Source organism: Novosphingobium rhizosphaerae (genome assembly GCF_050920675.1).
GTDB lineage: Bacteria > Pseudomonadota > Alphaproteobacteria > Sphingomonadales > Sphingomonadaceae > Novosphingobium > Novosphingobium rhizosphaerae.
In genome coordinates this window covers 247,078-267,369 of sequence record NZ_CP137862.1, presented here as the reverse complement: position 1 = coordinate 267,369, position 20,292 = coordinate 247,078, and the positions used below count along the sequence as shown (strand labels likewise).

Here is a 20,292-nt window from a genome sequence, read left to right as displayed (position 1 = left end):
GTCAAGGGTCAGAACTTCATGTCGGCCAGCACGCCCACGGTGCGCATGGCCTGGCTGGTGAGCCATGCGGTCTGGTAGCTGCCATTGTTACTGATCGCGGTGACGAAGCGGGTGTTGAAAAGGTTGCGGGCAAAGACCGCCACGTTCCAGCGCCCGTCGGCATCGCGCACGCCAACCTGGCCCCCGGCAATGCCATAGCCGCGCTGGAACGTCAGCGGATCGCCGTTGGCACTGAAATTCACCGAGCTGCGATAGTTGTAGTTCGCCTTGACGAAACCCGTGATCGCCCCGCTCAGCGGCACGTCATAATTGGCATTGAGCGAATAGGTGAACTTGGGGCTGTTGGGCAGCACGTTGCCGGTGTTGTTGAAGAACCGCGTGGCCGGCACCGTGGTGGTGGTGCCGGGGATCGTGGTGCTCAGGAAGCAACCGGGTTGCGTGGGATAGTTGCAGGTGCCGTTGGGGAAATAGGCGAACTTGGCATCGATATAGGCCGCGTTGCCGCTGATCGTCAGGCGGTCGCTGGGCCGCGCGGAAAAGTCCATCTCGATGCCGCGGGTACGCACTTTGCCGGCGTTGGCGATCTGCAGGATCGCCAGGTTGGTGCCGTTGAAGATGAACGGCGTGGCCACCTGGGTCTGGAAATCCTTGATGTCGGTGGTGAAGGCATCGATGTTGAAGACCAGGCGGCGGTTGAACCACGCGGTTTTCAAGCCCACTTCATAGTTGGTCGGAATTTCCGGATTGGAAAACAGCGGCTGGCCCAGCGAATAGCCGCTGACCAGGCCGATCCCCGGCCCCTTGTAACCGCGCGAATAGGTGAAATAGGTCATGACATCGGGCGTGATCTTGTATTCGGTGCCCAGCTTGTAGCTGAAATTATCCGCCTTGCGGTTGCTGGGATAGGTGGTCTGGTCGAACGAAAGCGGCGGCGCACCGGGAAAAGCGTTGTCCGTGGGGCTGACCAGCGTGCGGTTGTAGCGGATCATGGTCAGGTCATCGTGCGTATAGCGCCCGCCCACGATCAGCTTCCACTGCCGCGACAGGTTGATGTTGCCTTGGCCGAACACGGCATAGTTCAACGTCTGGATATCGGGCTGCGCCTTGCGGCTATATACAGCGCTCGACGCCGGCAGGCCCAATTGGCCCTGCTGCGGATAGGCCGCCTTGAGGTTCTGGTTGAAGTAGTAGAGCCCGGCGACATAGTCGAACAGCCCGCGCTTGGGCGATGCCAGGCGCACTTCCTGGGTCAACTGCTGCTGCGCTTCGTCGGCGCCGTTCACCGGGAAGAACGGCGTGTCGGTGAAACCGGTGTCGGTGTTGTCTTGCAGCACCCAGCGGCGGAAGGCGGTGATCGACGTCAGCGTATAATCGCCGATCGACTTGTCGATCTGCAAAGAGCCGCCCCACTGCGTCATGTTGAGATAGACCGGCCCGCCCACGTTGGTTTCCCGGTTATCCAGGCTGGGCACGATGTTATAGGCGGCAAGGCGCTGCACCACATAGTTGTTGGCAGCGGCGCCCACCGTGCCCACGATCACCGATTGGCAGCAGGCCGACGAATGGTGGCCCCAGTCGAACGAGGCGAGCACCGAAAGATCGGCATCGGGCTTGAACAGCAGCTTGGTGCGGAAACCGCCTTCGCTCTGCCCGCCCAGCATCTGGCCCGTGTATACATTCTTGATGAAGCCATCGCGGTGGTTGAAATAGCCGGCGGTGCGCCAGGCCAGGGTGTCGGTCAGCGGCACGTTGACCACGCCTTCCAGCTTGGTTTCATTGTCGGTGCCATAGCTGGCGCGCGCGCTGCCTTCGAACTTGTCGGTGGGGTTGCGCGTGGTGATCGAGACCACGCCCGCCGATCCGCCCTTGCCGAAGAGCATGCCCTGCGGACCGCGCAGCACGTCCACTTGCGCCACGTCGGCCAGGTCACCCGTGCCCATGCCTGGGCGGCCCAGCACCACACCATCGACCACCACGCTCACGCTTTGCTCGGTACCGTCGGCAAAGGCAAAGGTGCCCACGCCGCGCACGGCAAAGCCTTCGCCGCGCACGCTGTTGGATTCGGCAAACTGCACGCTGGGCGCCAGAAAGCGGATGTCGGTGATGTTGGTGAGATTGGCAGCCTTGAGCATGTCACCGCTGACCGAACTGACCGCCACGGGCACATCCTGCAAACGCTCGCTGCGCTTTTGCGCGGTGACCACGATATCGGTCACCGCTGCGGGCGGCACATCGGCCGCTGCGGCAGCGGGAGCCGCGGGCGCGGGCGCGGGCGCCGCCGCGCATGCTGCACCGGGATTGGCCAGCGCCAGGGCGCCCAGGGAAATCGCCAAGGCGTCGCGCGAAATCAAATGTGCAAAGGTGGCTTTCATGCGTCTGCTCCCATCCGGCATCTTGTGTTTTCGGCATGAGAGAGGCGCCACTGCGCCGGCCGCGCACCTTTGCGGCGCCGGCAATCCGCCCCCATCACACCCTTCCTCCCGCATCACCATTGTTTCTTATGTATGCTCGATTCGGCGAAATTGACCGATTGGCATACCGTTTGTGGCGATTTCGTAATTTTGTATTTCAGGATGACGGCGTTGTCAAATGCGGAATCGTGTTTTGTATGCCAGACCGGGCAAATGTGAGAGCTATGTGCACGCGAGGCGCAAAATTATCCCCGGCAAGGCCGCAATAGGCCTGCCGGGGATGAAAGGGCGCAACCTGCGTATACAGTTCAGGCCAGGGCGCGCACGATCAGGAAAAAGATCGAAGGGCACACCAGGCAGCCAATGCCGGTGTGGAATGTTGCGGTCAGCGCGCCATAGGGCACCAGGCGCTGGTCGGTGGCGGCAAGGCCGCCGGCCACGCCGCTGACCGTGCCCATCAAGCCGCCAAAGGCCATGGCGCTGCGCGGATTGTCCAGGCCGATGAACCGCGCCACCATCGGCGTGAACGTCATCACCAGCACGGCCTTGAGCACGCCGGTGGCGATGGACAGGGCAATCACCGGGGACGATGCCCCCAGCGCAGCGCCCGTGACCGGCCCGACGATGTAAGTGACCGTGCCAGCGCCGAGCGTGGTCAGCGAGACGGCATCGCGATAGCCAAAGCTCCACGCGACGCCCACGCCCACGGCAAAGGGCACCACTGTGCCCAGCGCCAGTGCAATCACCCCCATCAGGCCGGCCTTGCGCGCTTCGATCACGTCAACCTCGAACGCGGTGGCGACGATCGCGAAATCGCGCAGCATCGCACCGCCCATCAGGGCCAGCCCGGCCAGGCCCGGCACGTCGGCCAGGCCTTTCTTGCCGCCGGTCAACACGCCGCCCCACCAGGCCAGGGCCAGCGCGGCCAGGATGGCGATGGCGCTGGCGTGGATGCGCCCGGCGGTAAGATAGCGCGAGATGGCGGCACTGCCCCACATCAACGCGCCCACCAGCGCAAAGGCCAGCACCAGCCCCTGGTCGGCCACGATCTTTTGCGCGATCTCACCCATCGTGGCGGCCCCCATGACGGCCATCCAACACCCGACCCAGCACGGCCACCAGGCCAAAGCACAGGGCCACTGCCGTTACGCCGGCGATCACCACCATCGGTCCGCCTTCCACCGCGGCCAGCACATTCTGCTGCGCCGCCATGGCCACCACGATCGGGATATACATGAGCGCCCAGAATTCCACGCCAAGGCGCAAGCCGGGGGTAAGCTTGCCGCGCCGCGCGAGCCAGCCCTTGGCGGCGATCAGCAGCAGCATGGCCAGGCCCACGCCGCCGACATTGGCCTTCACATGCAGCGCCACGCCCAGCAATTCGCCCAACGCCGCGCCCAACAAGGTGCACAGCGCCAAAAGCGCCGTTCCATAGATCGCCATTGCCTAACCCCACTCCCGTTTTCGTTGTTGCGGCGCCTGGCGCCTCAGCCGGTGCCCAATTCCTCGCGCTTGGCGGTGAAGCGTTCCAGCGCGATCGAGGCATTGAACATGTGCGCGCGCATGCACCGCGCCGCTTCCTCGCCATCGCTGCGCATGATCGCGGCCACCACATCGCCGTGTTCCGCGCGCGAGCGCACGGGGCGCCCGGTTTCGCGCAACTGGGTGCGGCGGAAGGCCGCCATGCGATCGCGCAAGGTCATGGCCTGTTCGGCGATGAAGGCGTTGTGGGTGCCCTTATAGATCACCTGGTGGAACGACCAGTTCATGCGGTCATATGCGTCGATGTCCCCTGCCTCGACCATCGCGAGGGAATCCTCGTGCAACTGCGCCAGGCGGCTGCGCTCCATCGGGTTCATGCGATAGGCCGCCAGGCGCACGCACATCGCCTCGATCTCGGCGCTCATCTCGAACATGTCGATGATGCGCTGCGTGGTGAAACCGGAAACCACCGCGCCGCGCCGGGGGCGCATTTCCACCAGCCCTACGGCCGCCAGCTGGCGGATCGCCTCGCGCACCGGCGTGCGCGAAGCACCGAACCGATCACCGATCTGCTGCTCGTCCAGCGTGGCGCCCGGCCCCAGGCTGCCGGCGGTGATCTCGTCAGCGAGCGCGATGCGGATACGCTCGGAAAGGAGCAGGCTGGGGGCTTCCTCGGCCGCGTTCATCGGATTATCCTGCATGCGCAAATTTTCTCCACAACACATCTTGCATACACTAGAAGGCTATTCAACCATCATGTATGTACCAACGGCCAGCTGTCCGACAAAGAAGCCGACCAACAAAGGGATCACCATGGAGCAGGATCTGTTCGCCACTTTCCAAACCCGCGCTCTGGCGGCGCCCGATGCGCCATTCCTGATCCTGCCCGATCTTTCCGTGATCACCTATGGTGCCGCACTGGCGCGTTGTGGACAGATGGCCGGCCTGTTTCGCGCCGCCGGCGTTCAAGTGGGCGACCGGCTGGCCGTGCAGGTGGAAAAGAGCGCCGACGCGCTGCTCACCTATCTCGCCGCGCAATGCATCGGCGCGGTCTACCTGCCGCTCAACACCGCCTATACCCCGGCCGAAGTGCGGTTTTTCCTGAGCGACGCAGCCCCCGCGCTGTTCATCCACCGCCCGCAGGACGAAGCGGCAATGGCCGCGCTGTGCGACGAACTCGGCGTTCCGGCGCGGCTCACGCTGGGCGCTGCGGGCGAAGGCACGCTGGTTCCGGGCCTCTCTGCCCACGGCGCGAACCCCACGCCGCATGCCGTCGGCCCGCAAGACCTCGCCGCCATTCTCTATACCTCGGGCACCACCGGCCGGTCCAAGGGCGCCATGCTCACCCGCGCCAACCTTGCCTCCAACGCCTTCACCCTCAAGGATTACTGGCGCTTTTCCGCAGATGACGTGCTGCTCCACGCACTGCCGATCTTCCACACCCACGGGCTGTTCGTGGCGACCAACATCACCATCGCGGCGGGCAGCGCGATCATCCTGTGCCCCAAATTCGACGTGGCCGAACTGATCCGCCTGATGCCGCGCGCCAGCGTGCTGATGGGGGTGCCCACCTTCTACACCCGCCTGTTGGCCGACCCTGCCTTTACCCGCGATCTGGTGGCGCACATGCGGCTGTTCGTCTCCGGCTCGGCCCCGCTTTCGGCCGAAACGCACAAGGAATTTTCCGCCCGCACCGGCCATGCCATCCTCGAACGCTATGGCATGACCGAAACAAACATGAACACGTCCAACCCTTATGAGGGGCCACGCATTCCCGGCAGCGTGGGCCTACCGTTGCCCGGCGTGGAACTGCGCATCACCGATCCAGATACTGGCGCCGTCCTGCCGCAGGGCGCCGTCGGCGGAATCGAGGTGCGCGGCCCCAACGTGTTCAAGGGCTATTGGCAGATGCCGGAAAAGACTGCCGAGGAATTGCGCGCCGATGGCTTTTTCATCACCGGCGACATGGGCGTGATCGACGCCGCGGGCTATGTCTCCATCGTCGGCCGGGCCAAGGACCTGATCATCTGCGGCGGGTTCAATGTCTATCCGGCCGAAGTGGAAGCGCTGATCGATGCCATTCCCGGCATTGCGGAAAGCGCGGTAATCGGCGTGCCCCACCCTGACATGGGCGAAGGCGTGGTGGCCGTGGTCCAGGCGCGCGATGCCGCGCTTGACGAAGCCGTCGTGCTGGCCGCGCTGCAAGGGGAACTGGCCCGCTTCAAGCAGCCGCGCCGGGTGATCTTCGTGCCCGAACTGCCGCGCAACACCATGGGCAAGATCCAGAAGAAAGCCTTGCGTGAAGCCCACGCCGATCTCTTTGCGGCAAAGGTGAACTGATATGGTCGGCGCCACCCTCGCCCGCCGCGAAGCGCTGGGCTTGATCGCCGCCGCGCCCTTGCTGGTCCACGCACCGGGCGTTTTTGCCAAGGCCATGGGCGATGGCCTCACCATCGCCACCACCGGCGGCGCGGTGCGCGGCAAGCTGGCCGATGGCGTGCGCGTGTTCACCGGCATTCCCTATGGCCGCGCGGCCCGCTTTGCCCCGGCGCGCCCGGCGCCGCGCTGGCCCGGCCTATGGGATGCCACAGCGCCCGCCCCGGTCTGTCCCCAGCGCGCGGGCATGATGCCGTTCGCCGGGACGATGAGCGAAGATTGCCTGGCGCTCAACATCTGGGCGCCCACCGCGCCCGGCCGCCATCCGGTGCTGGTCTATATCCACGGCGGCGGCAACGAAACGGGGTGGAGCGGCGAAGCGCTCACCGCCGGCGACCGTTTTGCCGCCGATGGCGTGGTGGCGGTGACGGTCAACTATCGCGTGGGCGCGCTGGGTTTCCTGGAAACCGGCGGGTTGCTCGGCGCGGCATACGCGGGCAGTGCCAACAACGGCATGCGCGATCTGGTGCTGGCGCTGCGTTGGGTTCGCGCCAATATTGCCGCCTTCGGTGGCGATCCGGCGCGCATCACCATTGCCGGCGAATCCGCCGGGGGCAAGAACGTGGGCACGCTGCTGGGCATGCCCATGGCCGACACGCTCTATTCCCGCGCCGCGATTTTCAGCGGCGGCGGCCAGACGGTGCACACCCGCGCCGAGGCCGAGGCCTTTGCCCGTGTCCTGGCCGAAAAGCTGGGCGGGGCAGACAAGCTGCTCACCGCGCCGACCGCGCAATTGCTTGCTGCGCAGGAAGCCGCCAAGGCCGGCTGGCCGCGCAATTTCCCGTTCCGGCCGATGGTCGATGGCCAGGTGCTGCCCATGGTTCCGCTCGCCCGGCTGCGCGCCGGCCAGGCGCCGCGCGTGCCGCTGCTGATCGGCAGCAATGCCGATGAAAGCCGCCTGTTCATCGCGCCTCAGGACGCCGCCGGCCCGATCAAGCCGCAAGCCTTGTCCAATGCCACGATAGAGCAGATGACCACGCTCGATGCGGCCTATGCCCAGGCCTTTCCCGAGCTTTCGGTGCCCGAACGCCACTGGCGCCTGCTCACGGCAGAGGAATACGGCATGCCCTGCCTGCGCCTGGCGGCCGCCCAGGCCAGTCATGGCACACCGGTGTGGCGCTATCGCCTGACGTATCCCGCACCCGGCGGCCCGTTCAAGGGCCACAGCCCCCACGTGCTCGACGTGCCGTTCACCTTCGACCATGTGAACGGCAAGGGCATGGCCCAGTTCCTCGGGCTTTCCGCGGCCGATCAGCCACTGGCCAACGCCATGCACGGTGCCATGCTGCGCTTTGCGCAGGGACAGGCGCCGGCCGGCCCGGGCCTTCCCGCCTGGCAAACTTATGATGCCAAGGCGCGCGCCACCATGGTGCTGGACCATGCGCCGGCGATCGCCAGCGATCCCGATGGTGTGGAACGGCAGATCTGGGGCGAATAGGACGAAACCCGGCAACGCCTGCGCGGGCGTTGCCGGGTTTCGCCTGGTCGGGAGCTTAGAGCATTTTCAAGGCAGGTGGAATCACCTGCCGACTCGGAAAAATGCGGCAAATCAAAATGGTAGAGCGCCGGCTTTGACGCAGTCAAAGTCGATCGCGCTCTAGAAATTCATGCCGAGGTTGAGGCCGAACGAGCGCACCGAATCCAGCCCGAACTGCTGGGTATAGGACAGCTTCGGCGTGGACTGGCCCCGGGAATTGCGCGCGTTCGAATCCCCCGAATCCACGCCGATCGACGTCGGGTTGATCTCGTTCGTGCAGTTCTTGCAGAACACCGAGATTTCCAGCCGGTTGGACAGCTTGGCACCGATGCTCGCGCCGAACACGTCGATCGCGCCCACCGTGGCGCCGGGCGCCTGGTTCACGGTGTAGTTGATCGACGAGCGATGGTACCAGTTGCCCTGGATGAACGGCTTCACCGTTCCTTCCAGCGGCACTTCGTAGCGCGCCAGCATGGTGGAGGTGAAGCGCGGCGCTGCCGGCAGCGTCAGCCCCGCCGCATCGAACGTCGCCTGGGTGGCCGAACAACCATACGTGGTTTGCGTGGGGTAGCACTGCGCACCGGCAAAGCTGTCGAACTTGGACGACAGCAGTGAGGCCGAGCTGGTCAGCGTGAAGCCGGTAAACGGCGCCACGATCACCATCGCCTCGATCCCCTTCGACGTGACGCTGGCCGCGTTCTGCACCTGGAACGTCGCCAGGGCAGCGTTGAACGACTGCACCTGGAAGTTGTCGAACTTGGTGTGGAAGGCCGAGAGGTTGATCGTCAGCTTGCGGTTGAGGAAACTCGATTTCACGCCGATTTCGGCCGTGCGCGAGGTTTCGGGCCGCACCACCACATCGGCCGTCGCCGTGGGGAAGCTGTCGTTGAACCCGGGCCCCTTGTAGCCCCGGCCATAGAAGCCGTAGAACATGATCGTGGGCGTTGCCTGGAACTGTGCGCCGGCCTTCCAGCTGAAATCGGTGTTGGCATAGCTGGACGAGAACGTCCCGCGCGGCCCGCCCAATGCCTGGTAATAGTTCAACTGGTTCTGGGCCAGCACCAGGTCGATCTTGTCATGGGTGACACGGCCGCCGGCAATCAGTTGCAAGCCATCGACCACCTTGTAGGTGAGCTGGCCGAAACCGGCATAGCTTTGCGTGTTCTGGACATAGTTGCGATCGCTGCCCACTTGCGCCACGTTGCTGCGCGCGCAAGTCGGCGGGTTGGCGCCCGGAACGGCCACGGCGCCGACGCAGAAGGGATAGCCCCGCGCCGCCGTATCCGACAGATAGCTGTTGCCGGCAAGCTGGCGCGCCAGATCGAGCTTGGACTTGAACCAATAGAGCCCGACTTGCCCGCTCAGCCGGTTCTCGGCCGGAAGCGCCACGCGCAACTCGTTGGAATATTGGTCATAGCGCGATTGGGACGCATTGGTGTTGAGCCCATTGCCGGGCAGGTAATCGCCATCCACTGCCTGGTTCTGGGTATAGAACCGCCAGGCAAACAGGTTGCTGATCTCGATGCCCGAAGCCAGGCGATAGGACAGCTGGCCCTGCGCGCCGCCGGTCTTGATATCGCGAAACTGGTTCGCTTCGCCCCCGAACAGGAAATTGCGCGATCCCGGCGTGATCCCCGCGGCGTTCAGCGACGGCAGGTTGGTGCTGGTCGCGTCGACCTGGCGATAGGTGTTGTCGAAAATCCCCGCGATACCGTGGTTTTCGTTGTAGTCACCGATCGCATAGAACGTGAGCTGGTCGGTCAGCTCTGCCAGGTACTTGCCCTTGAAGGAAAAGCTGGTGGCGTTCAAATCGTGGCGCGTGCCCGGCGCATAGGCGCCAACGTGGGTGGTTGCGGGTTCCTGGTAGGAATAGAGGCCGCTCAGCCGCAGCGCCGAATTCGCCGTCACCGGGATGTTCAGCGTCTCGCGTGCGATGACGCCAAAGGCGCTGCCCGATTCCGACGGCTTGTCGCGGCTGACCAGTTCAAGATTGGTGGCGCTGGAATAGTCGCCCAGCTTGGGCCGCGCGGTGACGATGTTGAGCAGGCCGGCCGACGCATTCTTGCCAAACAACAGGCCCTGCGGCCCGTTCAGCACTTCGACGCGCGCCAGGTCGTTGAGCAGCGGGCTGTTGAGGACCGGACGCCCCAGGTTCACGTCATCGATGGCGATGGCCACGCTGCTGTCGATCGTGCCGGCAAAGGCCAGCGTGCCGATGCCGCGCACCGCAAAGGAATTGTCCACGCCCACTTGCAGCGACGGCGCCGCGCGAGAGATTTGCGTGAGATCGTTGAGGTTCTGCGCGCTAAGCGCATCCTTGGACAGCGCCGTAACGCTCACCGGGACGCGCTGCAGGCTTTCGCTGCGGCGCTGGGCGGTCACGATGATTTCGCCACTTTGCGCAGCGGCTTCCCCCGCGACGGCGTCTTGGGCAGTGGTGGACTGCGCCATGGCCACGGGTGCACAGAGCACCGACGCAGACGACAGAGCCGCGGTATAGAGTTTGCGCACAGGATCCTCCCTCTTATCGTGGCCGGCTATTTGGCCTGACCAAAACGGCAATGCCTCCTTTCCAATTAGAAGTAAAATAGATAGGATTTATTCAAACCCATCCATGGAAAGGATGGTTTCTGGGCAAAACCCATGAATCTGCGGCGCAGTTGAGACCCCTGCGCGGCAGCCAGAACGGCGCGTACCTGCTTGGAAACAGTATTTTACGCCCGCGAAACCGAATGCGCCCCTTAACCAGAGCAGCGGCCCGTGCCGGACCGTGCATGCCCGCCGGGCAAAGGCCGTTGCGATCCGGTCAGGCAGATTGATCGACCAATCTAGCCCGGGAGTCGCGCTTGCCCGTGCTGCGGCTTTGCCGATCCGCCAAAAGGGCATGCAGCGGGCCGCTGGCGTTGACCACGCGGTGCCGTGCATAGGCATTGTGATTGGCTTCGACGCTGGCGAGGTCATAGAGGTAATTGACCATCAGCCCATGGGACTGCACCATGCCGCGCGGGCCGGGATCGGCCAGCCAGCACAGCCGCTCCACCCGCGCACCATTGCCCACATGGAAACGCGCGACGGGATCGCGCAGGCGTCCCTTGGCATCGCGTTCGGCCAGCAGATAGCGTGCGGCCAGGCGCAACAGCGCTTGCCGGCGCGGATCGTCCTCGCGCCACGATGGATCGGGCAAGCCCTGCGCCAGCGCGTCAACGGCCGCAGCGTCGCCCCGCTCGCCTGCGCTGTTGAGCCAGCGCGCAAAACCCGGGATGGGCGAGAGCGTGACATAGGTGGCAAGGTTCGGGAATTCGGCACCCAGGTCTTCGACCACCTGCTTGATCAGGAACTGGCCAAAGCTGATGCCGGCCAGCCCCGCCTGGCAGTTGGAGATCGAATAGAACACCGCAACGCGCGCCGCCTGGGGATCGAGCACCGCGCGGTCCTGGGCCAGGAGCGCGGGGATCGAATCCGGCACATCCGCGCACAGCGCCACTTCCACGAAGATCAAAGGCTCATCGCCCAGCGCGGGATGGAAAAAGCCATAGCACCGGCGATCGGGCGGCAGCAGGCGGGCGCGCAGATCGTCCCACGTGGCGATGGAATGCACCGCTTCATAGCGGATGATCCGCTCCAGCAGATCGGCGGGGCTGCTCCAGTCGATCCGGCGCAACACCAGGAAGCCCCGGTTGAACCACGACCGCAAGAGATGCACCATGTCATCCTCCAGCGCCGCCAATGCCGGATCGTGGGGTAGCAGCCGCAAGAGATCGGCCCGCATCGCCACCAGGCTTGCCGTGCCCGCACTCGCCTGGTTCAACCGCCGCAAGACTTCCTGGCGCGGCGCCTCCGCGGCGTGGGTTACGGCCGACAGGCGGGCCGGGGTGGGATCGGCATCATAAGCCGCCAGCGCCGCGCGGATCGCGCCGGGATCGGGGGCAAACCGCGTGCCGAGCGCGCGCAGGAAATCATGCCGCCCCGCCTCGTCGAGTTCGGCATAGGCGTCGAGGATTTCGGCCGCCAGATGCACGCCCGAAGACTGACTGCGCTCTTCCAGCAAGGCGGCCGCGCGATCGATCAGGGGCGCATCGGCCAGCGCAGGCGCCGGCGCAACGGCTTGGCGGCCCGAACGCCGCCAGCGCTGGAACAGGCTTTCCAGAATGTCGCGGGCAAGGCCCGATCGCTCGAACGGCATGGCGCACGCATCTCCCAAGGGCCAGAATCAGGCCGATGGATATACGATACATCATAATTGACCGATCTGGCATACACGAAACGCGATAATCACGCCTATTGCATGTAATCAGGTCGCTTCGATCACCATTGCGATACCTTGCCCGCCGCCGATGCACATCGTGACCAGCGCCAGACGGCCGCCGGTGCGGCGCAATTCGTGCGCCGCCTTGACCACCAGGATCGCGCCGGTCGCGCCAACCGGGTGTCCCAGGGCAATGCCGCTGCCGTTGGGATTGACGCGCTCCGGATCGAAACCCAGCGTGCGCGCCACGGCCAGCGCCTGCGCCGCAAAGGCCTCGTTCGCCTCGATCACGTCGATATCGGCCAGAGTCAGCCCGGCCCGCGCCAAGGCGATCGGCACGGCCTTGACCGGGCCAATGCCCATGAAGGCCGGGTCCACCCCGGCATGGCCCCAACTGACGATGCGCGCCAGCGGCGCCAGGCCCCGCGCCTCCACCACCTCGCGCCGGGCCAGGACCATCGCCGCAGCGCCATCGTTGATGCCGCTGGCGTTCGCGGCCGTAACCGTGCCGTCCTTGCGGAAAACCGGCTTCATCGCAGCCAGCCCTTCGGCCGTGGTTCCGGCACGCGGGTGCTCGTCGATGTCGAACAGCGTGGTGCCCTTGCGCGTAACCAACTCGATCGGCACGATCTGCTCGGCAAAGCGTCCCTCGGCCATGGCGCGCAGCGCGCGGGCGTGGCCTTGCACGGTCAGGGCATCCTGGTCTTCGCGCGAGATGCCATAACGCGCGGCCACGTTTTCGGCGGTGATCCCCATATGGCAACCGTCGAGCGGGTCGGACAGCGTCTCCACCAATGCGTCGACCAGTGTCCCATCACCCATCTTGCGGCCCCAGCGCTGGCCATGATCGTGATAGGGCGTGCTCGACATGCTTTCCGCGCCGCCCGCCAGGGTGATATCGGCTTCACCCAACTTCATCATCTGCGCCGAAGAGATGATCGCCTGCAGGCCCGAGCCGCACAGCCGATTGACGGTGAGCGCCGGCACGCCCACCGGAATACCGGCCTTGAGCGCGGCCGCGCGGGCGAGATAGGCGTCCTTCCCGCTCGACGGAATGACCTGGCCCATCACCACATGGCCCACATCTTCCGGGGCCAGGCCGGCACGGCGCACCGCTTCGGCCAGGACCCGCGCCCCCAGGTCTGCCGCAGCAATGCCTTTGAGGGCACCGCCGAAATCGCCGATGGCGGTGCGCACCGCGCCCAGGATCATGATGTCGTCAGGCTGCTCGGTCATGGTCTTCAACGTCCTTGGATGTCAGGCCAGCGCAGCGCGCTTGGCGGCGGTGGCGGCCAGCACGGGCGCCGGATCGAAATAATAGGGCGTGATCGCGCAGCATTTGCCCTCGCGAAACCGGAACACTTCGCACAGTTGCGCCGGGGCCAGCGCCGGATCGGCAAAGCGCAACGACAGGATCGTCACGGCATGGTCGGCACCAGCGGTGGTTTCCACCCGGTCCATCGCCACCACATCCATCAGGCCCATGACTTTCTCGAACAGTTCGCGCAGCGCGTGGCGCCCGTGATAGGCACCCGCCATGGGCAGGCCAGGCGCTTCCACCACAACGAAATCATCGGTCAGCCGCGCGGCGGCCGCGTCCCACTGGCCGGTGCCCGTCAGGCCATAGAGTTCATCGACGAAGGCGATCATCTGGGCAGGCGTCATGGCGCGCGTTCCTCTCCCGGTTTGGTGTTGCGCCATCATCGCCCCACCCCGGCCATGCGCCACCTAGCGAAAAAGCTAGAGCGCCTTGGGGCGGCAAGGCCCTATCAAGAACCATAGCCAGAACGAACAACGACGGAAGACGGATGCCCGAAACCCTGCCAGAACTGCCGGCCACGGTGCGCCACATCGTGCTGCGCCGCCGCCCCGCCGGCGTGCCCACGTCCGATTGCTTCGACCTTGTCGAAACGGCAATGCCGGTGCCGGGCGATGGGCAGATGCTGGTGCGCATGCGGGTCGGCTCGGTCGATCCGGCAATCCGCGGCTTTCTTGATGATCGCCGGTCCTACCTGCCGCCCGTGGCGCTGGGCGCGCCGATCACCGGCATGGCGCTGGGCGAAGTGGTCGCCTCGCGCCATGACGATTGGCCGGTGGGCACGCTGCTGCGCGTGCTGGGCACATGGTCCGATCACTTTGTCATCGGGCCCGATGCGCTAGGGCTGGAGCGCGTCTCTCCACAGCCGGGCGTGCCGCTGCGCGCCTATATGGGCGCGCTCGGGCCGGTGGGGCTGACAGCCTGGGTCGGCCTGGTGGCCGTGGGGCTGGCCCAGGCCGGGCAGACCGTGCTCGTCAGCGCGGCCGCCGGGGCCACGGGCAGCACCGTGGTGCAACTGGCCCGCGCGCTGGGCTGCCGGGTGGTCGGCCTGGCCGGTGGCCCGGAAAAGGCCGCGCTGGTGCGTCATATCGGCGCAGCGGCGGCGATCGACCATCGCTGCACGCCAGAGGCACTCGGGCAGGCGCTCGACGCCGCGGCGCCGCAGGGGTTCGACGTCTATTTCGACAACGTAGGCGGCCCGCTGCTCGATGCCGTGCTGCCGCGCATGCGCGAAGGCGGGCGCATCGCGCTGTGCGGCATGATCGCGCAATACAACGATGCCGATCATCCCCACGGTGTCACCCAGTTGTGGCAACTGGTGGTCAAGCGGCTGACGATGCGCGGCTTTCTCACTTACGACCATGCCGACCGGCTGGCGCAGGCGCAGGCCACGCTCGATGAACTGCATCGCAGCGGACAGCTTGTGCCGCTGGAAAACGTGCACCATGGTTTCGAGAGCCTGCCGGGCGCCTTCATCGCGCTGATGCAGGGGCAGACCATCGGCAAAACGCTCGTGGAAGTATAAGCGGAACAGGTATGACGGAGCAGGATCGCGTGGAAGACCAGGTGTGGCATCAAGTCGCCACGGAAGACGCCATTGCCGAAGGCCAGGCCACCGTGCACGCCGTCAACGGCTGGCAAGTGCTGCTCACCCGCTTCGAGGATGACATCGTCGCCGTCAACGACCGCTGCACCCACGCCGCCGCGCGCCTTTCCACGGGGCGCATCCGGCGCGGCGCATTGATGTGCCCGCTGCACGGCGCCCGCTTCGACCTGGCCGATGGCCGCTGCATCGGCGGCGCCTACCCCACCCTGCGCCGCTTCCCCGTGCGCGTGGCCAATGGCGTGGTGGAAGTTGCGGTGCCTGCCACGCCGCCGGGCATGGACGAAACGCCGGTGGAATTGCCGGGCTGAGGCAAGTTTGGGTTCAGGCCGGGCCGGCTTGTGGAGGCCTTTTGCGCAAGCGTTGCGGGAATGCCCTTCGGCAGGCTCAGGGCGAACGGAGCTTGAGTAAAATCCTCCTGAATTCCGTTCGGCTGAGCTTGTCGAAGCCTGCTTGCGCAACGGCGCTGCAAACGGGGCCAGGAAGCCAGACACCTCAGCCCTTGAACACCCCGTGCCGCACACCAAAGGCATGGAACAGGTCAGGCCAGGCGTGAGCCGGCACCGTCTGGGGCAAGCGTGCGCCAAAGCCGTGGCCGCCCTGGTCGAAGCCGTGGAATTCACAAGGGCGCGCCTTGGCCAGCAGGGCCTGATACATTGCCAGGCTGTTCTGGATCGGCACCAGGCCATCGTCGGATGCAGCGGTCAGGAACGTGGGCGGCGTGCCATCGCTCACCAGCCGTTCCACCGAAGCCGCCTGCGTGGCCGCCGCGCTGGCGCCCTCGCCGAGCAGATTGTCGCGCGATCCGGCGTGGACGAAGGCCTCGCTCAGCGTGATCACCGGATAGATCAGCCCGGCCAGATCGGGCCGTGCCGATTGCGTATCGGCAGCATCCACCGGGGCATAGGTCTTTTCGGCAAAGCGCGTGATTGCGCTGCCCGCCAGATGCCCCCCGGCGGAAAAGCCCAGCACGGCCAGGCGCGCCGGATCGACGCCGAATTCGCCGGCGCGATGGCGCACCAGGCGCACCGCGCGCTGCATGTCCTGCAAGGGCACCAACCCGCGATTGGCCCAGCCTTCGCCAGGCAGGCGATAGTAAAGGATGAAGCAGGTCACGCCGCGCTGGGTCAGCCAGCGGGCCTGCTCCTCGCCCTCGTTGTCGATGGAAAGAAAGCCATAGCCGCCACCCGGCACCAGGATCACCGCAGAGCCATCCTGGAACGCGGGGCGCCGCACTTCCAGCGTGGGCGCGGCCACGCCATAGAGCCAGCGATCATCGAAATCGGCGCTCTGGCTGCGCTGCTCGATCCGCCGCTGGGGCAGCGCGCGCCGCGCGCCGGGAATGGCGCCGGGCCAAAGCGGCAGCGATGGCCCGCTGTAATGGATCGCGGTGGGGCCGGCGCTGGCCTTCTGCGCAGCGGCGGCGGCCGCCACGCCTAGCGCGGCCATGCCGCCCAGCAAGGCGCGGCGCGAAGGCTGCAGATCGCTCATCGCATCACACCAGGCGATTGGTGGCGATGAGCTGGCGATACCAGTCCGCGCTCAGCTTGGGCGTGCGCTTCTGCGTGGCGAAATCGACATGGTGGATGCCGAACAGCTTGGTATAGCCATCCTCCCACTCGAAATTGTCCATCAGGCTCCACAGGAAATAGCCCTTGACCGGCAGCCCCTCGCGCGCCGCGCGTTGCAGGTGCGTCAGGTAATTGCGCAAGTACATCACGCGGTCGGCATCATAGACCTTGCCGTCCGCCGCCACCGGATCGTCGGCCGAGCAGCCGTTTTCCGAAACATAGAGCGCCTTGGGCTGCCACAACTCGTGGATCGTGCGCAGGCCCCAATACATGACTTCGGGCGTGACATAGAGCCAGGGCGAAGCCATGCGCGGCGATTGCGGCAGGTGGGGCAGGATTTCATAACCGCCGGGCTTGGACTGATCGGCGCGCACGGTGTTGCCGGTATAGATATTGACCGACACGAAATCGAGCGGGCTGCCGATCGCGGCCATGTCACCGGCCTGCACCTTGGGCGCATCCTTGCCCTGGGCCGCCAGGTAGCTGTCGATATAGCGGCCTTCCATGATCGCGGTGAGGAACATGGCGTTTTCCTCGCGCACCGCCCGCTTGACCGCGTCGATATGCTCGGCCGTTTCGATCGCGGGCACAAAGATCGTGGCGTTGTCGGCCAGGCCCACTTGCGTCCCCGGCTTGGCATGGGCGCGGATCGCTTGCACGCCCAGGCCATGGGCCAATACGCCGTGGTGGCGCACCTGGTTGACTTCGCCCATCGGCAGCTTGAGGCCGGGCGCCTTGCCGCCGGTCATATAGCTCAGATCGGTAAAGCAGCGCAGTTCATTGACCGTCATGAAATGCTTCACCCGGTCGCTCAGCTTGCCGGCCATGAACCCGGCATAGTCGGCAAAGGCCAGCGCCGTATCGCGGTTCTGCCAGCCGCCGGGCAGCGCGGCGGGCAAGTCCCAGTGGAACAGGGTGACATGCGGGGTGATCCCGGCGGCCAGCAGCCCGTCGACCAGGCGGTTGTAGTAATCCAGCCCCTTGGCATTGGGCTTGCCCTTCCCGTCGGGGAAAATGCGCGACCAGGCCACGGAGAAGCGATAGGCCTTCACGCCCAGCGCCTTGAGCAGGGCAATATCCTCGGGATAACGGTGATAGCTGTCGCACGCCACGTCGCCGGTGGCGCCTTGCGCCACTTTGCCCGGCGTATGGGCAAACACGTCCCAGTTGGTGGCCCCGCGTCCGTCTTCCTTGACGCCGCCTTCGATCTGATAGGCCGCCGTGGCGCAGCCCCACACGAAATCGGCCGGAAATGCACCGGCGCCCCCACCAACGCCGGTCCCGCCTGCAGGCGCCGCTTGCGCCAGCACCGGCGGCACGCCGCCAACAGTTGCGCCAAGGGCGGCAACGCCCAGCCCACGGCCCAGATCGCGACGGCTGATTCTGCTCATGCTATCCTCTTCCTCAAGGTAAGCCGGGGCGCGGCGTCGGCGCCGTTCCAAATCCCCGTGTCATCGGCAATGGTTACGCTATCATTGCCGTGCATGACAATGCCCGAGTTTTACGCAAAGGTATGCTCTGGGCTGGGTCGGTCTTAGGGAACATGCCCTCCCCCAACCCCTCACGCACGCGGAACGGGAGTGGTTTCCTTGAAATCCGTTCGGGCTGAGCTTGCCGAAGCCCCCCGCCAGGCACCGCCTGTGCAATGCGCTAGGCGCCCGCTTGCCCGCGGCGGGCTATGCTGGCCGGCAAAGCCATAACGGGAGAGACCTGCATGCCCTTTACCGGCCCCGCCGAAGATCGCCTGGCGCTGCGTGAGTTGCTCGAAACTTATGCCGATGCTGTCACGCGCTGCGATGCGCAGGCCTGGGGGGAAACCTGGGCGGCAGACGCGCGGTGGTCGCTGCCCGATTATCCCGAGATCGGCACCACCTCTGGCCGCGATGCCATCGTGGCAATGTGGACCCAGGCGATGCAGCACTATCCCGGCATCATGTTCGAAGCCTGGCCCGGCAGCATCGTGGTGGAGGGGGACCGGGCCACGATGCGATCCTACACCGCCGAAGTCTATGACTGGCCCGATGGCGTGCACCGCGATCGCGGGCAATATGACGACGAATGCGTCAGGATCGACGGCCGCTGGTATTTCCGCGCGCGCACGTTCCGCAACATCCACCGGCAGATCGCGCCCAAGGGCCTCTGATGCCGATCATCCGGCACCATGCGGCACTGCGCGCACTGGTTGCGGTGCGCGGCCATCCGTTCGATCGCACCGGGTTCGATGCCATGTTCCAGGCGATGGACGGCGTTTCGGCCACCATGGTGGACCAGCCCGCGGCTGCGCTGCTGATGAACCCGCAAGGGATGCGCGATTTCGACGTGCTGGTGCTCTATGACATGCCCGGCCTGGATTTCGAGGCAGCAGAACCGCCCGCCTTCATCGACCCCACGCAGGAACTGCAGGCCGGCTTTCGCGCGCTGCTGCAACAGGGCAAGGGCGTGGTGGCGCTGCATCATGCGCTGGCGGCCTGGCCCACCTGGGCCGACTATCACGAATGGCTGGGCGGCCAGTTCCTCTATCGCCCGGCCCTGGTGCGCGGCGCGCCCACGCCCGACAGCGGCTATCGCCACGACGTGGCCTATACCGCCACCACGCAACCCCACCCGGTTACGCAGGGCGTGCCGCCGCAATTCGCGTTGCAGGACGAACTCTATCTGGCGCAAGTCTTTGCCGACGATGTGGTGCCGCTGCTCACTTGCGATGCGCCGTTCACGCGCGACCATTTCTGGTCGGCCGACCTTGCCGTGCATGGCCACATGTTTGCCAACCATGGCTGGGACCATCCGCCCGTTCCGCCGCTGATCGGCTGGGCGAAACAGGCGCTGGCCAGCCGGCTCGTCTATCTCCAGCCGGGTGACGGCCCCGGCGCCTGGGAGAATGACGCCTATCGCACGCTGGTACACAATGCGATGCGCTGGGTGGCAGGGCATTGAAACCCCGCCACCCAGGCCCAAACACTCAGCGCGCGGTCATCCCGCCATCGACCACGAATTCGGCGCCCGTGATGTAGCGCGCTTCGTCAGACGCCAGGAACAGGTTCATGTTGGCGATGTCTTCGGGCGCGCCCATATATCCCATCGGCACCATGGCCATCACCGCATCGTAATTGGCGGCATTGTCTTCCAGCGCCACGCCCTGGATGTTCGTGGCGATCATGCCGGGGTGCACGGTATTGCAGCGAATGCCATCGGCCGCACCTTCCAGCGCCACCACCTTGGAAAACAGCCGTACCCCGCCCTTGCTGGCGGCATAAGCCGCGCAGCCCGGCACGCCGATCAGCCCGGCGACGGACGAGATGTTGATGATCGATCCACCCCGCGCGCGGCCATCGGCGCCCGGGCGGCGCATCATCACGAAAGCGCGCTGCGTGCCCTGGAACACGCTGTTGAGATTGACGTCGTTCTGCTTGAGCCAGTCGGCCGTGGTCACTTTGTCAAATTCGCCCAGCACGGCGATGCCGGCGTTGTTGACCAGCACGTCAAGCACGCCTTCAGCGTCATCGATCGCGGCGATCACCCGGTCCCAATCGGCTTCCGACGTTACATCGTGGGCCAGCGCGGTGGCCACGCCGCCCGCATCGCGGATCGACTGCGCCACCTTTTCCGCGCCGGGCAGATCGCGATCGGTGAGATAGATCCGCGCCCCTTCCTGGGCAAAGCGGATCGCGGTGGCACTGCCCAGGCCAGGCACCGATGCCCCACCGGTAATGAGGGCGACTTTGCCTTCCAAGCGCTTCATACTGCTTCC

Annotated in this window: 17 protein-coding genes; 6 read left to right on the top strand and 11 right to left on the bottom strand. The window is 65.7% G+C overall.

The window, feature by feature from the left end:
- Window positions 1-8: 8 nt before the first annotated feature.
- From R9J51_RS21205 to R9J51_RS21190, 4 genes are all read right to left on the bottom strand, one after another.
- On the bottom strand, window positions 9-2,372 hold the full coding sequence (locus R9J51_RS21205; protein WP_179562547.1) for a TonB-dependent receptor domain-containing protein: 2,364 nt from the start codon (window positions 2,370-2,372) through the stop codon (window positions 9-11).
- Window positions 2,373-2,719: 347 nt separating this feature from the next.
- Complete coding sequence (gene madM / locus R9J51_RS21200) at window positions 2,720-3,496, bottom strand: malonate transporter subunit MadM (RefSeq protein WP_246866267.1); 777 nt, start codon at window positions 3,494-3,496, stop codon at window positions 2,720-2,722.
- Window positions 3,474-3,854: a malonate transporter subunit MadL gene (gene madL / locus R9J51_RS21195; RefSeq protein ID WP_179562549.1), complete on the bottom strand. Its 381-nt coding sequence runs from the start codon at window positions 3,852-3,854 to the stop codon at window positions 3,474-3,476. Before madL ends, madM begins: the two co-directional genes overlap by 23 nt.
- 44 nt (window positions 3,855-3,898) lie before the next feature.
- Window positions 3,899-4,594, bottom strand: a complete 696-nt coding sequence (locus R9J51_RS21190; protein WP_432788070.1) for a GntR family transcriptional regulator — start codon at window positions 4,592-4,594, stop codon at window positions 3,899-3,901.
- Window positions 4,595-4,706: 112 nt separating this feature from the next.
- On the opposite strand from R9J51_RS21190, the gene R9J51_RS21185 reads away from it, so the two are divergent.
- Both R9J51_RS21185 and R9J51_RS21180 read left to right on the top strand, forming a co-directional pair.
- Entirely contained in the window at window positions 4,707-6,233 is a 1,527-nt protein-coding gene (locus tag R9J51_RS21185; protein ID WP_179562553.1) for a malonate--CoA ligase, read from the top strand.
- 1 nt (window position 6,234) lies between these two features.
- A complete protein-coding gene (locus R9J51_RS21180; RefSeq protein ID WP_179562555.1) occupies window positions 6,235-7,767 on the top strand; it encodes a carboxylesterase family protein in 1,533 nt (510 codons plus the stop codon).
- A gap of 159 nt (window positions 7,768-7,926) precedes the next feature.
- Here R9J51_RS21180 and R9J51_RS21175 read toward each other — a convergent pair whose 3' ends face one another.
- The 4 genes from R9J51_RS21175 to R9J51_RS21160 all read right to left on the bottom strand — a co-directional run bounded on the left by R9J51_RS21175 (window position 7,927) and on the right by R9J51_RS21160 (window position 13,717).
- Window positions 7,927-10,317 (bottom strand): TonB-dependent receptor, encoded by a 2,391-nt coding sequence (locus tag R9J51_RS21175; RefSeq protein ID WP_179562557.1) that lies wholly within the window; start codon window positions 10,315-10,317, stop codon window positions 7,927-7,929.
- Between the two features lie 295 nt (window positions 10,318-10,612).
- On the bottom strand, window positions 10,613-11,989 hold the full coding sequence (locus tag R9J51_RS21170; protein ID WP_179562559.1) for a malonyl-CoA decarboxylase: 1,377 nt from the start codon (window positions 11,987-11,989) through the stop codon (window positions 10,613-10,615).
- A gap of 108 nt (window positions 11,990-12,097) precedes the next feature.
- On the bottom strand, window positions 12,098-13,288 hold the full coding sequence (bktB, locus tag R9J51_RS21165; protein ID WP_179562561.1) for a beta-ketothiolase BktB: 1,191 nt from the start codon (window positions 13,286-13,288) through the stop codon (window positions 12,098-12,100).
- Window positions 13,289-13,309: 21 nt separating this feature from the next.
- Complete coding sequence (locus tag R9J51_RS21160; RefSeq protein ID WP_168557391.1) at window positions 13,310-13,717, bottom strand: nuclear transport factor 2 family protein; 408 nt, start codon at window positions 13,715-13,717, stop codon at window positions 13,310-13,312.
- A 143-nt stretch (window positions 13,718-13,860) separates the two neighbouring features.
- On the opposite strand from R9J51_RS21160, the gene R9J51_RS21155 reads away from it, so the two are divergent.
- Both R9J51_RS21155 and R9J51_RS21150 read left to right on the top strand, forming a co-directional pair.
- A complete protein-coding gene (locus R9J51_RS21155) occupies window positions 13,861-14,895 on the top strand; it encodes an MDR family NADP-dependent oxidoreductase (RefSeq protein ID WP_179562563.1) in 1,035 nt (344 codons plus the stop codon).
- A gap of 11 nt (window positions 14,896-14,906) precedes the next feature.
- Window positions 14,907-15,284: a Rieske (2Fe-2S) protein gene (locus R9J51_RS21150; protein WP_168557393.1), complete on the top strand. Its 378-nt coding sequence runs from the start codon at window positions 14,907-14,909 to the stop codon at window positions 15,282-15,284.
- Between the two features lie 184 nt (window positions 15,285-15,468).
- On the opposite strand, the gene R9J51_RS21145 is transcribed toward R9J51_RS21150, so the two are convergent.
- Both R9J51_RS21145 and R9J51_RS21140 read right to left on the bottom strand, forming a co-directional pair.
- Window positions 15,469-16,464, bottom strand: a complete 996-nt coding sequence (locus R9J51_RS21145; RefSeq protein ID WP_179562565.1) for an alpha/beta hydrolase — start codon at window positions 16,462-16,464, stop codon at window positions 15,469-15,471.
- A gap of 4 nt (window positions 16,465-16,468) precedes the next feature.
- The gene (locus R9J51_RS21140; RefSeq protein WP_179562567.1) at window positions 16,469-17,935 is read right to left on the bottom strand and encodes a GH1 family beta-glucosidase; all 1,467 of its coding nucleotides are present in this window, start codon (window positions 17,933-17,935) and stop codon (window positions 16,469-16,471) included.
- A 323-nt stretch (window positions 17,936-18,258) separates the two neighbouring features.
- Between R9J51_RS21140 and R9J51_RS21135 the strand changes: the two genes are divergently transcribed.
- Window positions 18,259-18,687 carry a nuclear transport factor 2 family protein gene (locus R9J51_RS21135; RefSeq protein WP_179562569.1) on the top strand — a complete coding sequence of 143 codons (429 nt, stop codon included), beginning with the start codon at window positions 18,259-18,261 and terminating at the stop codon, window positions 18,685-18,687.
- Window positions 18,687-19,478, top strand: a complete 792-nt coding sequence (locus R9J51_RS21130) for a ThuA domain-containing protein (protein ID WP_179562571.1) — start codon at window positions 18,687-18,689, stop codon at window positions 19,476-19,478. The genes R9J51_RS21135 and R9J51_RS21130 overlap by 1 nt, the downstream gene beginning before the upstream one ends.
- Window positions 19,479-19,503: 25 nt before the next feature.
- Here the strand turns inward: R9J51_RS21130 and R9J51_RS21125 are convergent, their stop codons facing one another.
- The gene (locus R9J51_RS21125) at window positions 19,504-20,283 is read right to left on the bottom strand and encodes a glucose 1-dehydrogenase (RefSeq protein WP_179562573.1); all 780 of its coding nucleotides are present in this window, start codon (window positions 20,281-20,283) and stop codon (window positions 19,504-19,506) included.
- Between the last annotated feature and the right edge of the window lie 9 nt (window positions 20,284-20,292).

Coding starts and splice junctions, on each gene's coding strand:
- R9J51_RS21140 (WP_179562567.1), bottom strand. CDS start 17,935: ATGAGCAGAATCAGCCGTCGCGATCTGGGCCGTGGGCTGGGCGTTGCC.
- bktB (WP_179562561.1), bottom strand. CDS start 13,288: ATGACCGAGCAGCCTGACGACATCATGATCCTGGGCGCGGTGCGCACC.
- R9J51_RS21125 (WP_179562573.1), bottom strand. CDS start 20,283: ATGAAGCGCTTGGAAGGCAAAGTCGCCCTCATTACCGGTGGGGCATCG.
- R9J51_RS21145 (WP_179562565.1), bottom strand. CDS start 16,464: ATGAGCGATCTGCAGCCTTCGCGCCGCGCCTTGCTGGGCGGCATGGCC.
- R9J51_RS21205 (WP_179562547.1), bottom strand. CDS start 2,372: ATGAAAGCCACCTTTGCACATTTGATTTCGCGCGACGCCTTGGCGATT.
- R9J51_RS21185 (WP_179562553.1), top strand. CDS start 4,707: ATGGAGCAGGATCTGTTCGCCACTTTCCAAACCCGCGCTCTGGCGGCG.
- R9J51_RS21160 (WP_168557391.1), bottom strand. CDS start 13,717: ATGACGCCTGCCCAGATGATCGCCTTCGTCGATGAACTCTATGGCCTG.
- R9J51_RS21170 (WP_179562559.1), bottom strand. CDS start 11,989: ATGCCGTTCGAGCGATCGGGCCTTGCCCGCGACATTCTGGAAAGCCTG.
- R9J51_RS21190 (WP_432788070.1), bottom strand. CDS start 4,594: ATGCAGGATAATCCGATGAACGCGGCCGAGGAAGCCCCCAGCCTGCTC.
- R9J51_RS21150 (WP_168557393.1), top strand. CDS start 14,907: ATGACGGAGCAGGATCGCGTGGAAGACCAGGTGTGGCATCAAGTCGCC.
- R9J51_RS21155 (WP_179562563.1), top strand. CDS start 13,861: ATGCCCGAAACCCTGCCAGAACTGCCGGCCACGGTGCGCCACATCGTG.
- R9J51_RS21130 (WP_179562571.1), top strand. CDS start 18,687: ATGCCGATCATCCGGCACCATGCGGCACTGCGCGCACTGGTTGCGGTG.
- R9J51_RS21135 (WP_179562569.1), top strand. CDS start 18,259: ATGCCCTTTACCGGCCCCGCCGAAGATCGCCTGGCGCTGCGTGAGTTG.
- madM (WP_246866267.1), bottom strand. CDS start 3,496: ATGGGGGCCGCCACGATGGGTGAGATCGCGCAAAAGATCGTGGCCGAC.
- madL (WP_179562549.1), bottom strand. CDS start 3,854: ATGGCGATCTATGGAACGGCGCTTTTGGCGCTGTGCACCTTGTTGGGC.
- R9J51_RS21180 (WP_179562555.1), top strand. CDS start 6,235: ATGGTCGGCGCCACCCTCGCCCGCCGCGAAGCGCTGGGCTTGATCGCC.